This window comes from Streptomyces sp. NPDC058664 (genome assembly GCF_042716635.1).
Classification (GTDB): domain Bacteria; phylum Actinomycetota; class Actinomycetes; order Streptomycetales; family Streptomycetaceae; genus Streptomyces.
The window spans coordinates 1-2,231 of record NZ_JBHXRW010000181.1 but is presented as its reverse complement, the minus strand read 5'-3'; the positions used below and the strand labels follow the sequence as shown (position 1 = coordinate 2,231).

Genomic DNA, 2,231 nt, shown 5'->3' with positions numbered 1-2,231 from the left:
GCGTGTATGGCGCAGGTAGGGCGGCTGTCACAGTGTCTTTGCCCGCCGCAGGTGGTCCATACAGGATCACAGCAGTATCAGATGTCATGTCAGATTGAGTTTCAGTTGGCGAGCTTGGCCAGGAGATCCTGGGCTTGGTCGCGTAGCGGCGCAGAGTCCGAGTTGTTCGTCACCAGCGTGTAGTCCCACGCTGGAGCAAAGGTCAGATTGATCGCGTCGGTGTACTCGCCCCAGTGCGCAAGCTTGTAGCTATCGCGCGCCGCGCCGCGGCGAGTGATGTAGGAGTGCATCGAGTCAGCGTCTGCGCGAATCCAAACCACGGTCATATCTGCGCCGAGAGTGTCGAGGTCGACCGCTGTCCGGCGAAACCATGCCTCCGACCCGAACTCTTTGATGAATGGGGCAGTGACGATGACCGAAACGCCGCAGCTCACGTTCTCCTGGACCGTCGCGGCCAGGCATTCGTACTCAGCAGGTCGGATGACGGTCATGTACAGATCCGACTCGCGATCAGCCGGGCTGCTGCCAAGTTGGACCAGTGCCGCGTCGACGACGGATCGGGTGAGCGTGTCCTTGTCGAGCATCGCCCACCCGCTCTCCCTGGCCAGGGTGCGCCCGAATTCGGTCTTGCCGGATCCGGCATAGCCGCCCACGTAGATCACCTGGGGCCGACCGACACGACGCCGCGGTGCACCAGGTGTGGCGGTATCGCTGACGGAGCGGCCAGACCTCGGCTTGCTGACTACAAGGCCCTCAGTTTCGAGGATCGCCATTGCGTCGTTGATCGGCGCGACGGAGACGTTGAACTGCTCGGCGAGCGCCCGCGTCGACGGCAGCTTCTGTCCTGGACGCAGTCGGCCGGCCTCGATCTCGTTCCGCAGCTCGCGCGCGATCTGCCGGTGCCGCGCATCCCCATCCGTCGTGTTCATTGCCTGCTCTCCTGCTTCTCTCGCCCCGCAAGCAACGTATCAGTTGACACCCACAAGGAGTGGGTGTCGGGTGCGTCACCCCACATCAAAACAGCAATTTGTGACCAAAAACGCGCCAAACACTAGACATCAGAGGACATCAGTCGTACCTTAAAGAGGCATCAGATATTCGATCTGATGCCTTACTGGGAGCGAGTGATTCCATGAGATCGACCCTGATCCTTGTGGCCGGTCTGGCCGCTCTGGCTGCGCTGGTCAGCGCGCCGGAACTGGTGATCGACAGCCTGTTCACGGCCGCATTCGTGGTGGTGCTGTGGAAGATGTTGACGCACCGCCGCGGCCCGCTGCGTCGAGGTGGTCGGCGATGATCGGCCCTGTCGTCAAGACCGACGCCGCGGTCATGAGTGCCGGATCGCGTGCCTACAGCTCGCTGCCGCCCGTCCTGCAGGGCATCTTGCTCGTCTTGGCGCTGCTGGTCGGCATGGTCGGCTGCTCGATCGCATGGGTTGACCAGCAGAGCTACGTGCCGTCGCCGAATATCTGCCGCGCGCATGAGGTCACGAGGACCGATTGCCAGCACGTGCAGCGTGTGCAGCCCACTCAGGTACCGCGATGAGCGAGGGCATCAAGACCTACAAATGGCGTTCCGCGCCTGCGCATTTGCGGACCCGTCGCCAGCTGGCAGCCGAGGGTTTGCGCCCGGCCGGGCAGGACATCGCGGGCCGGATCCCGTTCCGCCGCCACGGTCGTGAGCTGGTCGCGCACCTGTTCGACGTCGAGAAGGCCGCGCCGAAGCGGACCCCGACCGCAGCCCAGCTCGCGGCACTGGAGAAGGCGACCCGCGCCCACCAGCTGCGCGCTGCCGAGCGTCGCGGCGTCGAGATCGACCAGACCCCCGGCGATCCGGGCCCGGCCTGGACCACCAACGAGCCAATCAACGCATTCAGCACGGCCGCACCCGTGAACGCGTTCGCGGCCGTCGCCGAGCACGAACGAGAACAGGAGATGGAGAGGTGAATCTGACTTCCCGCGAGATGGTGCTGCTGACGGTGCTGTCCGACATGTACGGCGCCCCACTGGATCTGGTGGCGCAGATGCTGGGCGTGAGCGAGTCGCGTGCCTACCGGATCGTCAGGAAGCTGCGCAAGGCCAAGGTGGTTTCCGAGCTGGGGATGCGCCCGGTTCCGGGCCCGTCATGGATCACCCCGACCCGCTCGACCGCTGACGCGCTGCTGGGCCGATCGACGAAGTACTGGATGCCCTCGCCGAAGATGGCCGCGCATACCCGCACGGTCCTCGAGG

5 protein-coding genes are annotated in these 2,231 nt (G+C 64.6%); 4 read left to right on the top strand and 1 reads right to left on the bottom strand.

The features are described 5' to 3' along the window. Positions 1 to 101: 101 nt before the first annotated feature. Entirely contained in the window at positions 102 to 929 is an 828-nt protein-coding gene (locus ACFWUY_RS41315; RefSeq protein ID WP_384122098.1) for a GntR family transcriptional regulator, read from the bottom strand. Positions 930 to 1,132: 203 nt separating this feature from the next. Here ACFWUY_RS41315 and ACFWUY_RS41310 point away from each other — a divergent pair, with 203 nt between their 5' ends. From ACFWUY_RS41310 to ACFWUY_RS41295, 4 genes are all read left to right on the top strand, one after another. Next, on the top strand, positions 1,133 to 1,297 hold the full coding sequence (locus ACFWUY_RS41310) for a hypothetical protein (protein ID WP_384122095.1): 165 nt from the start codon (positions 1,133 to 1,135) through the stop codon (positions 1,295 to 1,297). Beyond that, the gene (locus ACFWUY_RS41305; protein WP_384122093.1) at positions 1,294 to 1,545 is read left to right on the top strand and encodes a hypothetical protein; all 252 of its coding nucleotides are present in this window, start codon (positions 1,294 to 1,296) and stop codon (positions 1,543 to 1,545) included. Before ACFWUY_RS41310 ends, ACFWUY_RS41305 begins: the two co-directional genes overlap by 4 nt. Then, positions 1,542 to 1,946: an RRQRL motif-containing zinc-binding protein gene (locus tag ACFWUY_RS41300; protein ID WP_384122090.1), complete on the top strand. Its 405-nt coding sequence runs from the start codon at positions 1,542 to 1,544 to the stop codon at positions 1,944 to 1,946. Before ACFWUY_RS41305 ends, ACFWUY_RS41300 begins: the two co-directional genes overlap by 4 nt. Beyond that, on the top strand, positions 1,943 to 2,231 hold a 289-nt coding region (locus ACFWUY_RS41295; RefSeq protein ID WP_384122087.1), incomplete at its 3' end, for a hypothetical protein. The genes ACFWUY_RS41300 and ACFWUY_RS41295, both read left to right, overlap by 4 nt.